Origin of the sequence: Mycolicibacterium canariasense, from assembly GCF_002101555.1 — a bacterium.
Taxonomy (GTDB): Bacteria; Actinomycetota; Actinomycetes; order Mycobacteriales; family Mycobacteriaceae; genus Mycobacterium; species Mycobacterium canariasense.
In genome coordinates this window covers 1-15,057 of sequence record NZ_LQOL01000102.1, presented here as the reverse complement: position 1 = coordinate 15,057, position 15,057 = coordinate 1, and the positions used below count along the sequence as shown (strand labels likewise).

Genomic DNA, 15,057 nt, shown 5'->3' with positions numbered 1-15,057 from the left:
CTCATTTTCGAGAGACCTCGACCTCTATCCCGGCAACGACGCGCCAACCACCTCTACACCCTCATCTGTGAAGAGCCTGTTTGAGTCCCCGGCGCAGCAGCACCAGCTGAGTGCGTTCGGAAAGTGCTTCGGTGTCATCGAGTCGGGCCAGCACCGTCGCGTAGACGGCCACGGCGACGAACCCGGCAAGGAACACGGCTCCGGCGATCAGTGGGCCTGCGAGCGCAGAGACGAGCAGGCACAGGGTCATCAGCGCTAGGACGGACAACTGCCCGAGCGGGCCGAGCCGTATGCCGGCGAGCTTCCAGATGACGCGTACACGACTGACGCCGTTGAAGACTCGGAACGGTCGCATCAGTTACTGCCCGAGAAGCTGTCACGTCCCTGCCGAAGCAGGTGCGCGGGTGAGGTGTTCGACGACGCGGCGGGCATCAGGTCAGGCTGTCGACGATGCCGGAGCCGTAGTTGGCGATGAACATGATGCCGCCGAGGAACGCCTCGATTACCAGCACGCCGAAAGCCACATCGCGGATGGCTTTGACCGAGCTGGCGCCACCCTTGGCGTCAGACCAGGCTTTGAACGCGTACCAGCCACCGACGAGGGCGACGATGACCATGAGTGCGGACAGGCCGATGTTGACGAGGTTGATCAAGATGCCATCACTGGTCGGGTCGGTGATGTCGGCGAGGTAGGTGACGCCCTGAGCAGCGCCAGCCGAAGCGGTGTCGATCAGTGCGGCGGGAAGCTGTGCGAGGTTCACGAGAATGGGTACCTTCCGGTGGCGGACCGCCGCGGTTGTGCGCGGTGGATTTACGGGGTCAGCCGTGAGCCTGAATCACGCCCTACAGTCGCGGCGAGTGCGACACGTCCCGGCCGGCGCAGGCAGCGGGGTACTGACTGGGTGCGAGGTGCGCGTACGCGCGGGCGCGCGCACCTGAGTCCCGCCGTCATATGGGCGCTCAGTCTCGTGCTCAGTCAGCCGCTCAAAAACTCGCTCAAAGAGCAGATCAACTCAAAGATCAAACTCAGGCTCAAAACAGCGATACACCACTTCGTCGTGTCGTGGCGCGCACGTGGGAATGCCGCTACGGGCGCTACTGTCCCGCGCCATGAGTCAGTCAACCGGCGTCACCGTGCACGCTTTCATTCGTCCCGGCACCCCGGCGTCGGCCGGCCCGTCGGTAGTGACACAGATCGTCGATCTCTACGAATTCGGAGTCCTCGGGCCCGGCAGCGAAGTCTGGGCCAACCTCGATGTACCCAACGCACTCTGGGTGCTCTCGGACACCTCAACGTTCCTGCGCGTGGTCGATGTGCCCTCAGCTGGATGGGTTCGCCTGACACGCAACTCAGTGGTCTGGGGACGGGTGTCCAACGACACCAGCCGCTCACCCAGCCACGGCTTCTCGGTCAACGACATGCCGCTCCCGGTCCAGGAACACGACACGGTGACCGTCGTTTTCCGCAACACCGACCCGGCACGCATGCGGGCACAGTTCGGTGCCGCGCACCATGCGATGCACGACTATCAGATCGAGCACGGGATGATGAGGGCCGTCGACCTGAAACTCAACGGGCAGCAGCGCCAGCCGGTGGCACACGATGCGAGTCAGTTCTCCCGCAACCACGCCGGCGTCCGCGGTCTGGACCTGATGGCGTGCACGACGGGCCCGGCGATGCACAAGGTGATTCGCGAGAACCTGGAAGCATTCACGACCTCCATCGACATCGCGGAGTTCGGCCGGATCAGGGCTGCCCAGCAGCGCATCTCGCAGATCGCCGAGGTGATCACCGATCCGATCGTGCAGCGGATCGCCGCGCTGCGTGACATCGGGCCGTTCATGGCTGACCACGAAGGTGAAGACGCTGACGACGAACTCGAAGCAGTGCCGGGAAAGCACTAGGCGGGACCGCTAACGAACGCCCACACTCAGCTGGGCAGCGTGATCAGAGCGTGACCGTGGACGTAGTGCACGTCAGTGTCGCCGTGGCGCGACACCTCGGGGTTGTCGTATGTGTGTCCGTGGATCAGCCAGCGCGGACGGTGACGGTCCACCCACCGCCTCAACGCGTCTATGCCCATGTGGGCCGCGTCTTCGGCATCGTTGACGCCGGCCGGCGGGCAGTGCGTGATGACAAGCTCAGCGGGGCCCAGCGAGTCGATCGCCGCGGCGTACTCCGCCTGCGTGAAGAGGACGTCGTCGACATCCGGCTTGTAGCGCACACAGCCCTGCACCGCCAGCGTCGAGAGGGCGCGGTGGCCGGGAAGGCGAAGTGTTCCCCGACTCGCCGGCGACGTGCGATCACCGATCAGGTCCACTATCCCGTTGCTCGGCATGTAGTCCTGGGTGCAGTGATTGCCGTACACCCCGGCGGTGAACGGTGCACCTGCGTGCGCCATGGCAGTGGCATGCACCGCTGAGAAGTCACCGAGCGTGATGAGTGCGTCGGGACGAAACGTCTGGACCAGTGGCTGGAGGGTGTATCTGCCCTCGGTGTCTTGCGGCCACGTGTGAGCCGAATCTGCAACGACGAGAAGCTCCACATCGCCATTGTGGTGTCGATTCCCACGATGAGGTGATGCGGCGCGGCGGGACCCGCGACCGGCGGTGAGTCGGTATGCGCCCGTCCCCGGTGCCGCCGACCGATGTCCGCCGCGACGTGCAGGCGATGTGGTCGGTCCGGCGGCGGCCACCGGTAAGGATGCGGCGGCCGCCGCGGACTCACAGGCTGTGGCGGTTCTGCTGAGCCCGGGCCTGCTCGATGGTCATGGTGTGCCAATCGAAATCGAGCACCACCGCTCCGTCGACAGCGCAGACGGTCATGCGCCCGGTCTCGGGGCTACCGGTGATCGCGAACGATCCTCCCACCGTGTGCCCGTGACGCACGAGCGCATCGTCGATGCGCGCCTGGTACTGACCGAGCCAGACGTCGGGGGTGTAGGTGATCCACTCGCCGGTGGTGAGATCGCGCAAGTAGGTGCGCAGTTCGGTGTCCATCTGGTGTGCGCCCCTTTCCTGAGCGATGCGTATAAACTTAACTACAACTAGTGTAGTGAAGTTTTCGGGCTTCGGCAACAATGCCTGTGTCCGGCCACATCACCGCTCGGTGATGGCACCCCATCCGATCGGTGCGTCGATGCCGTCGACAAGCCACACGTTGTTGGCTCCCAGCGACACCCGCAAAGCCAGCTGCATCACCGACCAGGTTTCGATCGCCGCGGAAGCTTTCACTGTCACCAGAACTTTCAGTTCGGTTCCCGGTTCTGGCTTGGCCGGCATGGGCGTATCCGCAGAACCCTTGATCGACTCGATCTCCGCACGGCTGTACGGGCTGTCACTGATTGCCGATCCCACGAACTTGGCCGAGACGTATTGTCCCAGCGACGTCGCCCCCTCCTCCGACGCCAGGTATGCGGACACAAAACGGTCCAGAGACTGACCAAGCGGTCCACTGGAGTCCACCGGATTCGTGTACTTACTAGCCACTTTGAACGGTTGAGTGTCGACGTTGACGATCGACGGCCAGATGAGCAACTGGTAGTCCCCGTCACGATCGAGCACCGTCACCATGTACCGGCTGATCTGCGCGCTGCTGGAGCCGGGGGACACGAACGTGACCGCGAACGTTGCCTGCCACAGCACCGCGTCATAACCCTGCCAGCGCACAATGTCAGACGCGTCGATGGACCGCACTTCGAACGGAACCGGTGACAGTTCGATGTTCTGCGCAGCTGAGGAACGGGCCATCAGCGGCGTCTGCGCCTGCGTGGATCCACCCATCCACAGCAGGAGCGAGTTTCGCGCGTAGTTCTGCACCCGTGTGACGTCGGTGATTGCGTCGAACGTATCGACGGGCTTGGGTAGGCGCGTCAGGATCACTGCCGTCAGCACCACCGTCGCCATCACCATCAGCAGCGCCAGCGGGCCGCTGATCATCGTGAACACCAGTGCGCGTTCGCGCGCCTTCGGCTTCCACTGTGAGGGGCGGGTCAGCTTCCCCAGACTCGACATCTCGCTCCTCGTTTCTGTCCGGTGCGACGACCCACCGTGGGCCGCGCCGTGCCCGTCTGACGCGATCGGGACGCGGATAAGGTAGCCGCGCCCTGGCAGGGTCGGCGCTTCGCGGCGCGGCCCGCCACCAGGCAGGACAGAACACAACGGAGGTCGATCGTGGGCATCGTCGAGACACTTATCGCCAGTCAGCGCCGGCCAGATGCCGAAGCGCTGCGCATCTCCACAGCTGCGCGAGAGTCCATTCCGTCGGCCACAGCTGGGCGCGATGGTGATGTGGCCGCAGCCGTCGGCACGTGGGCCGAGATCGCCTCAGCCGCCGCCGAGGATGCCAACGTCGCGATCGCCGAGGAGAAAAGGCCGCCGCGCGCACCCGCGGCGCCCGCGCACCTGCAGCAGTTCCTCGACGCCGACACCGACACTTCGTTCACCGGATTCGACGATGACGCAGGAATTCCCGTCGAATCCGCGACCCACCGCACTGACTCCCGGTTCCTGCTCACCGACGAGGAGGACCACGCGCCAGATCCAACTCCGGCGACACCCGTGCCCCCCTGGGTCGTCGACCCTCCCGCAGATCACCCCGGCGCCGTAGTGCCGGCTGGCGACAACGCCTCCGTCGACGATCGTGTACCTGCATCCGATCAGGCACCGGTGGGCTATGTCTATGACGAACCTGCCGATCCGGCGGTGGTCAACGCCGACGGGCTCGACGATCTCGGCTGGCCGGGTGACGGTGACATCCCCGGCAGCGACGAAGAATTCGACGATCATGGTGACGCCGGCGCCGCGGGTGCATGCGAGGGCCCGCAGCATCCGCGACCTGCGCGGTGGGAGCGCGATCCGGTCCCGGCATCCCCGTGGGGTGACGCGCCGGAGGTCGTCGCCGAAGAGGACCCGCACTCAGCAGCGGACGACACCGACTATCGCCCGCTCCATTCACCCCCGCCGGTCGACGACGACGACACCGAACCTGCGCCGTCCCAGCATGCGACGGCCCCGCCCGACCATTTCGACGCACCGGAGCCGCAGCCGCGTGCCTCGGTGTTCGCGCGGATCGGTGACGTGCTGTCCCCGCAGCGGGTGCGCGACTGGTTCGGCGGCCGACCACTCAGGATCGGAGTCATCGCGGCGGGCGCAGTCTTGCTCGTCGTCGCGATCGTCGCGTCGTTCATGGTGACCGGTCGTGGCCGTCCGCCGGAGCCGGCCGTGCAGGTGGCCCTGCCGCCGGCGGCCAACGACGTGCCGGCACCGACGGCGAAAGAGGCCGTGCTGATCCCGGCGCAAGTCAGCGCGTCGTGCGGGAACGATTCCGACGGCGTCGCCCCCTTTGCCAACGACCGCACCCGGGCATGGGTGTGCAAGCGCATCAACGGACTGGACCTCAATGTCCTCAACATCTCGTTCGCCTGCCCCGTGGTGATCACCTCGATCACAGTGGTGCCGGGCTGGAACTTCGTCGCCCCGGACGGCCGCGACGAATGGATTCGGCACCGCCTGACGACCGGCATCTCTTGGCGGATGGGTGGCGCGGTCTACCCCCAGACGATCGTGCCGACGCGCACCGGCGTCACGATGAAAGTCCCGAACGTGATCACGCAGGAGATGAGTGCGACCATCACAAGCTCGATGCGGCCGCCGATGGGCGAGAGCAAGTCTGACGACTTCGGCAGCAAGGCAGACGAGAGCGCCAAAGTCGATGAATTCACGGCTATCAGCTCGATCAAAATCATGGGTCACCCGGTCGATCCGGGCAGCGGCCTGTGCGGCCCGACCGGATAGCGACCTCGGTGCGTCTGCTGTGGAGGCTGTTCACACCGCGCGGGTTACGGCGCGGCTCTCTGATCGTGCTGCTCGTCTGGACGATGATCGCGTGCGCCGATCATCTCGGTGTCTTCGCCGCACTCGTGAGCTTGTCGGGAGCGGTAACTTCACCCGATCAGCTGCTGCCCGTACAGGTGTTCGCGCCGTAGCCTCAGCGGCGGGTTCGCGCCGCGCACGCCGGCTGGTCGCACCGACCAACATCATGTCGGCGACCCCGCTTCACCTGCCTCCGGTGCCTGTTCTCGAAAGGACATTTCCGCCGTGATCCCCACGCAATCCAAGCAGTACCTCGAAAGTGCCATCAGCGCGCTGGTCAACCGGAACTACGTCGTGGCCGACCGCGATCTGCAGTATGCAACCGAGGAATGGCCCGATCAGTGCGACCTGCACCGCGCATTGTCGTTCTCGCGCGTCAGCGCGAAAGGCGGACACAGCAGCGTTGCCGAAATCACCCGGATCCGCGATGCGCTGGGCAGCTTCGACGAGATGGTCACTGCGATCGATGCGACCCAGGTAGAGGACTGGTTCACCACCACATGGCAGATGCCGCTGGTGCCAGTCGTGTTGCCGTTGGTCACCCGAGGACACGTCCGAGCCGCCTATGCCAGCGTGTTGGTCGAGGGCGGTCACTACGACCTGGCGCGTAACGAACTCGACGCCGCCAGCCGCGAACGCGTTACCCGCAGCGCAAACACGTCGGTCACCACCAAAGAGATCGCCGCGGTGGAATGCCTGCTGTACTACCGCACACAGCGCTGGGAGGACTTGATCTCCTCCAGCGCAGCGCTGACCACCGCGGCCGGCACGGATGAACTGGAGCAGGTGCTGGCCGCACTGGGCAACGCACTGGGTGGCGCGGCACTGGCGCACCTGGGCTCCCACGACGCTGGCCAGGCCAAGCTCAAGTACGCGTTGGCGGCCAACTTCTCAGCTGTGTCGGCCTGGGCGAGCTTGCAGCTGGGTCTGTCCTATCGCACCGACGGCGACGAGGAGTCCGCGCAGAAGGCGCTCGCCGGAGGAATGCAATACGCCACGCTGCCCGGACTCCAGGATGCGATCCGCAACAAGAGCGTGCGCATGCGCGTCTCGGCGCCGGACGTGATCGCCGCGCGTACCAGCTTCTGGGACCCCGACACTGAACCCGACATCGCTGACTTTCAGCGCCAGGCATCACAGTCCGACCGCCAGGAAGTGCTCAACGGTGCACTCGCCGAGCTGGAAGACATGGACGGCATGGACGGCATCAAAGAGCAGATGCGCACCCTCAGTTCGGAGATCATGTTCGAGAACGAACAGCGCCGCCGCGGGATGAGCGTCAAAGCCAAGACTCGACACCTGATCTTCAAAGGCCCGCCGGGAACGGGCAAGACCACCATCGCCAACCTGATCGTGCGCCTCTACTACGGCCTGGGCGTCATCCGCACCCACACGCTGGTCTCAGCCAACCGCGCCGCGATGATCGGTGCCGTAGAGGGCGAGTCGGCGAAGAAAACTCTGGCCAAGCTCACGGAAGCGCGCGGCGGAGTCATCTTCATCGACGAGGCCTACGAGCTGGTACAGGATCGCGGCGGGCAGGCTGACCCGTTTGGTTCCGAGGCGCTGACGACGCTGCTGGAATACATGGACAACCACCGCGATGACCTCATTGTCATCATTGCTGGATACGAGGCCCCAATTGAGCGGTTCCTCGGCGAAAACCCGGGCCTCAAGTCGCGATTCGCGTACTCGTTGTCGTTCGCTACCTACAGCGCGGATGAGATGTGGCGCATCCTGACCGGCATGGCGCGCAAAGAGGGCCGCACCGTCGACGCCGCGGTAGAGGGCGCGTTCAAACAGATCATCGACGTGATGTGGGGTACCGACCAGCGCGGACAGCGGGTACTCGATGTCGCCGGCAATGGCCGTTTCGCCCGCAATGTCTTCGAGCAGGCGCAGGGTCTGTCGTCCCGCCGGCTGATGAGCGGCGGTACCGATCTCTCGTCGTTGACCGACGCGCAGTTCCTTGAACTGACAGCTGAGGACATTCTCGGCGCAGCCGGCAACATCCTGAAAGGGTTTGGTATCACCCACGTTGCGTGATGCGCGCCGGTAGTCCCGATATGAGTCAGGCCCTGCAGCTCCATTGCTGCAGGGCCTGACTCTGTCACGGTGGCGGCTGTCAGCGCCGGCGCATCTCCAGCCGTAGTCCCACCGGCTTGAGAGTCAGTGCCTCGGACACCTCGAGGCGGTAACCCGGCTCCGGCCCGAAATCGAAGCTGCGCAGGATCGCGGCGAGTGTCAGCATGATTTCGTGCAGCGCGAACTGCCGGCCGATGCAAGCCCGCGCTCCGGTGCCGAACGGTTTGTAGACCCGCGGCGGTATCGCGCGCAGATTCTCTGGAATGAACCGGTCGGGGCGGAACTCCCCGGCATCCGGACCCCATGTGTCCGTGTCGCGTTGGGCGGCCACCAAGAGCACGAACACCCACCCCCCAGCGGGAATTGGGTACTTGTCACCGAGCACGGTATCGACCTTGGCCTGGCGGAAGTACCCAGGCGCCACCGGCCACAGCCGAAGTGACTCGTCGACGATGCGGCGCAGACAGCGCAGCGGCGCCACATCATCGAAGACAATCTCGTCCAGCGATCGGTCTCCCCATCGCTCATCGATCTCAGCGCGCGCCTCGGCGGCGACATCCGGGTTCTGTGCCAGGTAGTGCAACGCGAAGCTAATGGCGTTGGCAGACGTTTCGCTCCCCGCGACGAGCAAGGTCAGGATCTGGTTGGCGATGTTCGCCTCGTCCAGCTTCTCACCGGTATCTGGGTCGGCACAGTCAAGCATCCTGTCCAGCATGTTCGGTGTGCCGGACCGCGGTCCCTGCTCGCGCCGAGCGGCGACGATGTCGGCGATCTGCGCACGCAACCACGCTTTGTCTCGGACGTGGCGTCGGCGCTGAGTTTTCCCGAACAGCCGGTCATAGAACGGGATCGCGTCGGTGCGGCGGTTGGCGTAGCGCATCTCACGCAGCACTGTCGCAGTGAACTCGTCCTCGCCCGTCGCGTCCAGTGTGGTGAACGAGTGCCCGATACCTGCGCGGGCGACAATCTCGGTCGTGAGTCGGTTGGCAGTGGTGGGGATGTCGATCCACGCGGGTCCACTTGCGGCCCAGGTATTCATGAGTTCGGAGACGGTGTCGACCATCGGCCGGTGATAGGCCTCCATCGCGGCCTTCGTGAACGCCGGCATCAGGATGTTGTGGGCTTTCGACCAGTTCGGCTCGCCGTTGAACGCGGTGAACAATCCGTCTCCGGCGACCGGGCGCAGCTTGCGCAGCGAGTGCCCGACATGCTTCTCCCACACCGCTTCGTCGTTGACTTCGTTGATCAAATCAACGCGGGATATACACACGACGGGGAAGTCGAAAATGCGCTGTTCGACGATCCCGCCGTGGCGCACGATTTCTCGTGTGAGCCCCTGCGACGGTTTGGCCATATCGATGGTGAGCAGGTCACCGAGGAGCGGTAGCCGCCAGCGCGGGTGGGGCAAAGTCGCGGGGGGAGGTGCCGCAGTCGTGGTCATCGGACGCTCATCTCGTCTCTTCTCATGTCGTTGGTTCGGCATCAGCAGCACGGGTAGCGGAAACGTTCTCAGGCTGGCCGATGCTGGCGGCGTGCTCGGCGTGGCTCCACCATCGCGCCAGGCGCAGCAACTCGGCGGTCTCGTCTTCAAGTGTGTTGGCCCGCGACCTGAGGACGGCGCCGCTGTCAACAGGTACCGCCGCGGCTCCGGCGGCCTTGGCGCGTAGAGCATCAGCCAACTGCAGTGCGGCTAAGGCGGGTTCGCGCTGTGCTACAGGGACGCGGTGTTCTGACACGAACAACGCACTGCGGATGTCGCTGACATCTCGGAAGTACCCGCGCAGCTGCAGGATGGCGTCGCGGATCTGCACGACCGTCTGGTGAAGATCCATGGGCGCCTTGCGGCGACCCGATGGGCGCGGTGCGCTGATGTCGAATGCAATTGCTGGCACAGCTTCGAGCATCCGATCGCGCAGCGGCTGCAGCTGGCGCCAGTGCCGACTTGTCGCGTCCAGTCCTGCCCGGGAAGCCACGCCGACCAGGAACGGCGAAAAGGCCAGGAGATTCGCGCCGACGGACTCGGCGAAGAAGATGAAGCCGTGCAGCGCGGTGCGGTAGTCGCGGCTGTAGAGCAGGCCGAACTCTTCGAGCGCAGCCAACAGCGGCGCCTCGATGCTGCTGATCCAGATGGACAGCCCGATGGAGAATCCGCTGAGCGCCAACATGCGTTCGTGGCGTTTAGCTCTCGGCTGCATCAGTTCCTTGGTGCACATCCACATCAGCTGTGTGCCGAGCGTGACCAATATCGACACGTAGATGCTCCAAGCGGCGACGCTCCACCAACCGCCGTGGTCTTCCAGTGTCTGGCCGGCATTGCGCGCGGGTGTCGCAGCGACGAAGAACCCCGCCGCGGCGACCAACGCGGCGATGCGGTGATACCGCTGGCGGATGCGCGCCTGCTGCCGGGAAAGTCGGGTGTAGACAGTGATGAACCCCATGAATTCCGCGGCGCAGAAAATCATCAGTGCCAGCGACACCTGTTGGGCAGCAGTAATGGACAGAACTCCGGCATCACTCAGCGCGATCTCCACACGGTGTTCACGCAAGAGGTTCGAGGCCAGCATGAAAGCCAGGGTGTGGTTGAGGTAACGCTCCCACTGGCTGTGGTTGAAGAACAGATAGCGAAGGAGCGTCACCGTCGCCATGAATGCCAGCAGCGGCCATGCGAAGTTCTCTGGGACGCTGGAGGTCATCGTCGGCGGAAGAACACGCCGCGCATCATGGACTGCTCGTCGGCCGCGGCAGCCGCTGCAACCATCAGCACGTTGGCGAACATTTCGGCGTCGCGTTCCTGTTCGCTGTTGTAGTGGCTGCGCAGTAGGAGGCTGTGAATGGACTCCAGATCGAGAGTGGGAAGCACGTCCTGCAGTGCGGCGATCTGCTCAGCACGCAGTTGGTCGGGGTGTTCGGTGACGGGTCTCCGGTGGCCGAGAAGCATGTGGCCGACCTCGTGGAGGCAGATCTGGTCGATGTGATATTCGGATGTGCCCATTTCGTGGACGATTACGTCATCGTGCTCACGCATCAGCCACACCCCGCACGGGCTGTTGGTCAGTTCCTCTGATGCTGTGTCGATGGGAAGCAGAGTGATCGGGCGACCGCGCATTTCAGCCACGCTGCGGATGAAAGCCTGCCGGTCCCACGGCACGGGGATAGGTAAAGAACGCGCGAGCTCGAGCAGTTCAGCAGCCGGAATAGCCATCACTGCTGCCTTTTCGGCGAGGTGACAGGCGGCAAGTGCTCGATCCGGCGCGCTTGGTCGATCATTGCGCGCAGACTCTTGATCGACTCCGGTGTGAGACCTGATGCGCGCATGGCGAGGTCGAGAACACCGGCATCGCGCATGGACTGCAGCAGCTCCAGTTGCGCGTCGACTTTGGGATCTACGCCCGGGTTGATGAGGTAGGACGGTGGCACGCCGAAGAACTCCGCGATCGCTTGTAGATGCGTCACGGTGGGGTTGGTCTTGCGCCCTGCGCGTAGCTGCCATACGTAGGCGGCGCTGATAGGCACGCCCGTCTTTTTCGTGATCTGCTCGGCTGCCGCTGCGTTGGACAGCGGGGCATCGTCTTTGCGGTGCATCGTTTCGAACAGCCGGTTGATCTTGCGCGCCAAGGCAGGAGATTCGGCGTCGTCTGCACCGTTGGTTCGACTGGTGGGCAATGTACGTCCGTCTCTGTTTGGGGGACCGTCGTGTACTGAGATTACTGGACGTTTCGTCGGGGCGGTTATCGGGCCAGCTGGTTTTGGTGCGGTGAGGGTGAATTTGCCATTTACGTGAGTACACGTTGCGTCTTGTCGGTGCTGTTGTATATAAATGGGATTCGACGACGGTGGGAAAAATTGGTGCGGGGGGGATGGGTCTGTTGGGCGGCATAATTTTTGGCAGCGTGGCGGAACCTCTTGAGGCTTCGGCTGATGCGGACATGCGACACCTTGGCGAGCATGGCAGTTTCCGCGATAGGCGCCGCTACGTCACAAGATTGACCGGCAATACGTTTGCTAGCAAAGTACTTTGGCCGTTTTTGGCGGCCAGGGCGTGCCAGCGGCGCAACTGCACGAGGCGCAGCGATGAACACGTCACAGCGTCGCGTCGGTCAGTCGAGCAGGGCAACGCCGCAGACTCATCAGTTTTCTTCGAGCAGCAGGAGAACCGCCACCATGACGCCAACGTCGACAGCTACCGAGGTGACAGCGAATCGCCGGTGGAGCCCTATCGGCACCCCACAACGGCACTATCGGCTCGATCAGCACGTCACCGCCGATGACGGCGAGCGCTATCACGACGTGGTGATCATCGACGGGTTCGGCATCACCTACGCCTACGCCGCGTACCCCGATGGTGAGGTCGCGTCGTGGTGGACGCTGGCCGAACTCGACGGCAGCGACACAGCGGTGCTGTCCGCGATCGGATTCCGCATCGGCGAACGTGCTCAGATTTCGGCCTGAGATACACCCACTGCCGGGATCGGAGATCGAGACCGGGCAGCGTGCGGTGGCCGTTAGGTCGGTCCTTCGGTGCGGCAGCCGAGCTGGTGCTTACCTGCCGGGGACTGCGGCCGGTGCCGGTGCCGGTGCCGGTGCCGGCTGTGCGCATCCGGTGCGCAGCATCTCAGCGGCGGCCTGAGCCACTTCGGGATCGGACGCGGAATCGGTGAAGTCCTCCCACGCCAGTTCCATGTCGGGGTCCATCGTGTCGAGGATTCGGACGCCGGCGGGGATGATCGTGCCGTCGGCCACCGCCGCGGAGACCGCCCCCACCAACGCGAAGACCTCGCCCATCTGCACGGCACGCAGTTCGTCGTCGGGATCCTCCTCCAGCTCCGGGTGAACGATCCCACGGCTGATGCAGGCGGCGATTACGGTTTCTGCGATGTCCTCGGCGGTCTCGGTCCGAAGCGCCGCGGAGATCTCATCGAAGAACCCTTCTGGTACCGGAAAGTCGGGTGATGCGTCGGATGTCGTCGTGGTCATCGGTACTTCGCTCCAAAGTCGTCGGTGTGCCGGGACAGGCAGCGGCAACCCGGCCGGTTGAGTTTTGAAGCTATCGACGTGCAATGGTGGCACCTCGCGGCTCGAGACGACACGCCGACAACCGGGCGGGACCGTCGCACGATCAGTTGTTCGCGGCGGTGTACTGCTGCTGGACCCGCGCAGCGACCTGCTCGGCGACCGCACGGACCTCTACGGTTCCGTCGGACGCCACCTCACTGGAAACCACGCGGAAAGTCGCACCGGATTCGATGACATCACCACCGCTGACCGGCATGCCGTCGCTGGTCAGGTACCGCACACGCACGCGCCCTGCACCGCCGCGCACGGCGCCGTCGCTGCGGGCCATCGTGTAGCCCTTCGTGCTGAACGTCGCCCCGGCTGGAAACACCTCTCCTGCGAACGCCGCTTCGCGGCCCCGGTAGGTCGCCGGAACCGGGTGCGCGGCTGTCAGAACGCGCACGGAGTGATCGCGCGACCGTGCCATCTTGAAGATGGCGAACGCCTCGCCCAACTTGGCGTCGGCGATAAGTGCCTGCGCCGAGACCAGCTCAGGATTGCGACCATGCCGGGCGACCTGATTGGCTGCGGTGACCATCCGCGCACCTTCGGCCCGCACATCCATGTGCTCAGGCGATAGTGCCTTTCCCCCCGGGGTAGCCGACACCGGCGAGGCGGTCTCCCACTTCACCGTGCTCAACGCCGCACGCACCGCCGGATAGTCGGTGTCGAGAGTGTGGGAGGGGTGGCGGACCTGGAATCCCGACCGTGCCACCGCCGCGCGGTCGTCGGTGCTGATCGGGCCGGCATAGCGCTTGAGGCTGACCTCCTCGGCGCGAGGGGCGATCAGTGCGGAGGGAATGCTCGCCAGGAACTGCTGACGCGCAGCGCGTGCGTAGCGCAAGTTGCGTGCGACGTCGAACCCCTCGATACGCGCAGTCTGGGCTTCCGTGTCAGCGCGGTGGCGCGAACTGTGCGGGCGAGAGGAAAGCCGCTCAGCTGTGTGTGCGGCGGCCTTGCCGGCCAGCAGCTGAGCCCGGCCATCGGCGCCCACGGTGTAGCTCATCGCCGTGTCGCCGTAGAAGGTCCGTTCGATGATGCGGCGCTTGGCGGCCAACCGCATCGACTGCGCGCGTGGGCTTTTACCCACCATCATCGACTGGACCACAGTGTTCAGGCCCGAGGCGTTACCGCCAGCCGGGACTCGGGTGAACTGGTCGAAATCGACAGCCGGGATGCGTGCGAGCAGATCACTGACACGCGTGTCGTTGTCGACGGGCAGGCGCAGTCCGTCCACGAGCACCGACAGCGCGCCGTTGTCGCCGCGGGCCAACAGAACCCCTTCGGCAATTTGCATCGGCGCGCCGTTGCCCGCTTTCGACAGCAGTGCGCCGGCGGTAAGCACGTGGGCCTGGTCGCCACCGATCGCGGCGATGATCGGATCCGCCCGCCGCGGAGAGGCGGCCACCTGCGCCTGAACTGTCACGTCCTCGAACAACCTGTCCGACAGACGCTGTGACACTGCGGTCAGCGCCGTCACATCGTCGATGGTGTGCCGGCGGTAGAACTGCTGAGCCGTGGGAGGCAGCTCCTCAAACGCGGTGCCCGGCGGCGGAGCAACGATCGCGCCACTGGCGATCGCATCGATCCGGGTCTCGATACGGTCCAGCTCCGCGGCGGCTTCCAGCGGATCGACGATGGCGCCGCGCTCGATGAGCCCCCGTTCGCACAGTGCCGAGGCGAGTTGGATCTGGGTCACCGCACGCGGATCGTCCTTGCCGCCGTTGATCTTCGCCGAGGCAGGGTTGGAGTCCTCGCGGACCTCGGTGAAAACGTTGTTGTGCATGCCCGGCACGCGGCGCAGTGCTCCGGAGGGGGAGCGCAGCAGGTCGGCGCCGATACCGGGGGAGACCGCTTCCAGGCTCACCACCAGGTTGCTCAGCATCGACGGGGCCAGCGTCCCGACTGCGGATGCACTGGCCGGCCCGAACATCGCACCTGCGTTGGCGCGGACGAAACGCATGGTGGCGCGTGTCGCTTGCCAGGGTGATGGGACCACCTGATTGCCAGGGGGATGGGACCACCGTGGCGCGTTATCGAGGATGCTCG

The 15,057-nt window shown here is 64.9% G+C and carries 15 protein-coding genes; 4 read left to right on the top strand and 11 right to left on the bottom strand.

Annotated features, from left to right (window positions below; genetic code table 11):
- Window positions 1–61: 61 nt before the first annotated feature.
- Both AWB94_RS32445 and AWB94_RS32440 read right to left on the bottom strand, forming a co-directional pair.
- On the bottom strand, window positions 62–355 hold the full coding sequence (locus AWB94_RS32445; protein WP_062659990.1) for a hypothetical protein: 294 nt from the start codon (window positions 353–355) through the stop codon (window positions 62–64).
- A 76-nt stretch (window positions 356–431) separates the two neighbouring features.
- Window positions 432–761 carry a hypothetical protein gene (locus tag AWB94_RS32440; protein ID WP_234811958.1) on the bottom strand — a complete coding sequence of 110 codons (330 nt, stop codon included), beginning with the start codon at window positions 759–761 and terminating at the stop codon, window positions 432–434.
- A gap of 349 nt (window positions 762–1,110) precedes the next feature.
- Here AWB94_RS32440 and AWB94_RS32435 point away from each other — a divergent pair, with 349 nt between their 5' ends.
- Window positions 1,111–1,905 carry a hypothetical protein gene (locus AWB94_RS32435; protein WP_109762660.1) on the top strand — a complete coding sequence of 265 codons (795 nt, stop codon included), beginning with the start codon at window positions 1,111–1,113 and terminating at the stop codon, window positions 1,903–1,905.
- Between the two features lie 26 nt (window positions 1,906–1,931).
- Here AWB94_RS32435 and AWB94_RS32430 read toward each other — a convergent pair whose 3' ends face one another.
- The 3 genes from AWB94_RS32430 to AWB94_RS32420 form a co-directional block, all read right to left on the bottom strand.
- Window positions 1,932–2,546, bottom strand: coding sequence for a metallophosphoesterase family protein (locus tag AWB94_RS32430; RefSeq protein ID WP_234811957.1), 615 nt, complete (start codon window positions 2,544–2,546; stop codon window positions 1,932–1,934).
- Window positions 2,547–2,724: 178 nt separating this feature from the next.
- Window positions 2,725–3,000: a hypothetical protein gene (locus AWB94_RS32425; protein WP_062659989.1), complete on the bottom strand. Its 276-nt coding sequence runs from the start codon at window positions 2,998–3,000 to the stop codon at window positions 2,725–2,727.
- Between the two features lie 99 nt (window positions 3,001–3,099).
- Window positions 3,100–3,906, bottom strand: coding sequence for a conjugal transfer protein (locus tag AWB94_RS32420; protein WP_234811956.1), 807 nt, complete (start codon window positions 3,904–3,906; stop codon window positions 3,100–3,102).
- A 267-nt stretch (window positions 3,907–4,173) separates the two neighbouring features.
- Here AWB94_RS32420 and AWB94_RS32415 point away from each other — a divergent pair, with 267 nt between their 5' ends.
- Together AWB94_RS32415 and AWB94_RS32405 are read left to right on the top strand one after the other, a co-directional pair.
- Window positions 4,174–5,796: a hypothetical protein gene (locus tag AWB94_RS32415; protein WP_064961423.1), complete on the top strand. Its 1,623-nt coding sequence runs from the start codon at window positions 4,174–4,176 to the stop codon at window positions 5,794–5,796.
- Between the two features lie 303 nt (window positions 5,797–6,099).
- Window positions 6,100–7,917: an AAA family ATPase gene (locus tag AWB94_RS32405; protein ID WP_062659985.1), complete on the top strand. Its 1,818-nt coding sequence runs from the start codon at window positions 6,100–6,102 to the stop codon at window positions 7,915–7,917.
- A gap of 79 nt (window positions 7,918–7,996) precedes the next feature.
- Here AWB94_RS32405 and AWB94_RS32400 read toward each other — a convergent pair whose 3' ends face one another.
- The 4 genes from AWB94_RS32400 to AWB94_RS32385 are packed head-to-tail and all read right to left on the bottom strand — an operon-like array spanning window position 7,997 to window position 11,571.
- The gene (locus AWB94_RS32400; protein WP_084395534.1) at window positions 7,997–9,397 is read right to left on the bottom strand and encodes a cytochrome P450; all 1,401 of its coding nucleotides are present in this window, start codon (window positions 9,395–9,397) and stop codon (window positions 7,997–7,999) included.
- A gap of 22 nt (window positions 9,398–9,419) precedes the next feature.
- Window positions 9,420–10,649 (bottom strand): DUF6545 domain-containing protein, encoded by a 1,230-nt coding sequence (locus AWB94_RS32395; RefSeq protein WP_062659984.1) that lies wholly within the window; start codon window positions 10,647–10,649, stop codon window positions 9,420–9,422.
- Window positions 10,646–11,158, bottom strand: a complete 513-nt coding sequence (locus AWB94_RS32390; RefSeq protein WP_051558679.1) for a hypothetical protein — start codon at window positions 11,156–11,158, stop codon at window positions 10,646–10,648. Before AWB94_RS32390 ends, AWB94_RS32395 begins: the two co-directional genes overlap by 4 nt.
- Window positions 11,158–11,571: a helix-turn-helix domain-containing protein gene (locus tag AWB94_RS32385; protein ID WP_234811955.1), complete on the bottom strand. Its 414-nt coding sequence runs from the start codon at window positions 11,569–11,571 to the stop codon at window positions 11,158–11,160. The genes AWB94_RS32390 and AWB94_RS32385 overlap by 1 nt, the downstream gene beginning before the upstream one ends.
- A 546-nt stretch (window positions 11,572–12,117) precedes the next feature.
- Here AWB94_RS32385 and AWB94_RS32380 point away from each other — a divergent pair.
- Window positions 12,118–12,405, top strand: a complete 288-nt coding sequence (locus AWB94_RS32380; protein WP_131805449.1) for a hypothetical protein — start codon at window positions 12,118–12,120, stop codon at window positions 12,403–12,405.
- Between the two features lie 90 nt (window positions 12,406–12,495).
- Here the strand turns inward: AWB94_RS32380 and AWB94_RS32375 are convergent, their stop codons facing one another.
- Entirely contained in the window at window positions 12,496–12,930 is a 435-nt protein-coding gene (locus AWB94_RS32375) for a hypothetical protein (protein WP_064961422.1), read from the bottom strand.
- A gap of 142 nt (window positions 12,931–13,072) precedes the next feature.
- Window positions 13,073–14,971 (bottom strand): hypothetical protein, encoded by a 1,899-nt coding sequence (locus AWB94_RS32370; RefSeq protein ID WP_084395533.1) that lies wholly within the window; start codon window positions 14,969–14,971, stop codon window positions 13,073–13,075.
- Between the last annotated feature and the right edge of the window lie 86 nt (window positions 14,972–15,057).

Coding starts and splice junctions, on each gene's coding strand:
- AWB94_RS32380 (WP_131805449.1), top strand. CDS start 12,118: ATGACGCCAACGTCGACAGCTACCGAGGTGACAGCGAATCGCCGGTGG.
- AWB94_RS32435 (WP_109762660.1), top strand. CDS start 1,111: ATGAGTCAGTCAACCGGCGTCACCGTGCACGCTTTCATTCGTCCCGGC.
- AWB94_RS32395 (WP_062659984.1), bottom strand. CDS start 10,649: ATGACCTCCAGCGTCCCAGAGAACTTCGCATGGCCGCTGCTGGCATTC.
- AWB94_RS32425 (WP_062659989.1), bottom strand. CDS start 3,000: ATGGACACCGAACTGCGCACCTACTTGCGCGATCTCACCACCGGCGAG.
- AWB94_RS32375 (WP_064961422.1), bottom strand. CDS start 12,930: ATGACCACGACGACATCCGACGCATCACCCGACTTTCCGGTACCAGAA.
- AWB94_RS32400 (WP_084395534.1), bottom strand. CDS start 9,397: ATGACCACGACTGCGGCACCTCCCCCCGCGACTTTGCCCCACCCGCGC.
- AWB94_RS32370 (WP_084395533.1), bottom strand. CDS start 14,971: ATGCGTTTCGTCCGCGCCAACGCAGGTGCGATGTTCGGGCCGGCCAGT.
- AWB94_RS32420 (WP_234811956.1), bottom strand. CDS start 3,906: ATGGCGACGGTGGTGCTGACGGCAGTGATCCTGACGCGCCTACCCAAG.
- AWB94_RS32445 (WP_062659990.1), bottom strand. CDS start 355: ATGCGACCGTTCCGAGTCTTCAACGGCGTCAGTCGTGTACGCGTCATC.
- AWB94_RS32390 (WP_051558679.1), bottom strand. CDS start 11,158: ATGGCTATTCCGGCTGCTGAACTGCTCGAGCTCGCGCGTTCTTTACCT.